General features: G+C 43.7%; 1 protein-coding gene. It reads left to right on the top strand.

Annotated features, from left to right (window positions below):
* Positions 1 to 95 precede the first annotated feature (95 nt).
* Positions 96 to 1,427, top strand: a complete 1,332-nt coding sequence (locus BMY11_RS28340; RefSeq protein WP_090583867.1) for an IS3 family transposase — start codon at positions 96 to 98, stop codon at positions 1,425 to 1,427.
* Positions 1,428 to 1,467: the final 40 nt, after the last annotated feature.

Genomic DNA, 1,467 nt, shown 5'->3' with positions numbered 1-1,467 from the left:
GTAAACTGGTCCCCATAGACTGGACACTTTGAAAAAAGGTGTTTAGGCTATGGGGGCTTTTTTGTATACTGGTATTGGCATTTAAGGAGGGCATCATGAGCAAGAAACATTTTTCTAAGACAGAACAAGATTTTCTTTCTAATAACAAGTACGTCACGAAAATAAGTGACAAAGCCATAACCTATTCAGACGAGTTTAAAAGGTTGTTTATCGACCAATATATCCAAGGCAAGACGCCAAGAGAGATTTTTGAAGCCCATGGCTTGAATGTGGATGTTCTAGGAATGAAGCGTGTAGAGCAAAGTGCGGACCGCTGGAAAAAAGCCTATCAGACAAACGGAATTATCGGACTCGCAGATTCCCGCAAAGAATCCTCAGGTCGCCCACTTAAACGAGAAATGACCTCCGAAGAGATCATCGCTAAGCAAGACGCGCGGATCAAACTTCTGGAATCTCAACTTGAACTGCTAAAAAAAGCAGACACGAAAGAAAGGTTGCTGGTAGCAAGGGGAGAAAGCCTCCCCCAAAATAAGCTTTTCGAGTTAATTGAAGATGCTGTAAAACAAGGACTTAAACGCATGACGCGTTACTTATGTGAACTGCTTAATGTCTCACATTCGGGGTATTACAGCTACTTAAGGACCGCAGAGGCTCGTAAAGAAAGAGCTCGACAGGATGCAGAGGCTGGAGAACTTATTAAAAGGGCTTTCTGTCGGAGAGGCTTTAAAAAGGGTTCCCGCTCAATAAAGATGGTCTTAGAAAATGAGTTTCAAGTCATCTACAATCGCAAACGGATTTGTAGACATATGCGACGTTTAAATCTGGTTTGTCCTCATCGTAAGCCTAATCCTTACAGACGAATGGCAAAGGCAACACATGAACATCGGGTTGTACCAAATAAGCTGCAACGGGATTTCAAGAAGGGGATTCCGGGTCTTGTGCTGCTCACGGACATCACTTACCTCCCGTTTGGACGTCACTCAGAGTTCGGCTACTTGTCCACCATTCTAGATGGTTCTACAGGGGAACTCCTCGCTTACAACCTCTCTAAACAAATTAACCTGTCATTAGCGACAGATACCGTTAACCAACTCAAGAAGCAGCGCCGCTTAAAATTACACAAAGATGCCTTCATCCACTCCGATCAAGGTTCTCACTATACAAGCCCCAAATATCAGAAACTGCTGAAGAAGATGGGGCTTGGACAATCCATGTCCAGACGAGGAAACTGCTGGGATAACGCGCCTCAGGAGTCCTTTTACGGTCATATGAAAGACCACGTGAAAAGTCGCAATTACTCCACTTTGGAAGAACTAAAGCTTGAAATCGATCGCTATATCCACTACTACAACAATCACAGATACCAATGGGGTTTAAAAAAGATGACCCCTGTGCAGTACAGGAATCATCTTTTGTCGGTTGCCTAACTCTCTTTTTTCAAGTGTCCTTGACTTAGGGACCAGTTTA

Source organism: Paenibacillus sp. OV219, from assembly GCF_900110075.1.
In the GTDB taxonomy this organism is placed as follows: Bacteria; Bacillota; Bacilli; order Paenibacillales; family Paenibacillaceae; genus Paenibacillus_Z.
Note: the sequence above shows the minus strand (reverse complement) of the source record. Positions and strands in the feature narration are given on the sequence as shown.

Excerpts from the sequence above, each read along its gene's own strand:
- BMY11_RS28340 (WP_090583867.1), top strand. The coding sequence starts at position 96 with ATGAGCAAGAAACATTTTTCTAAGACAGAACAAGATTTTCTTTCTAAT.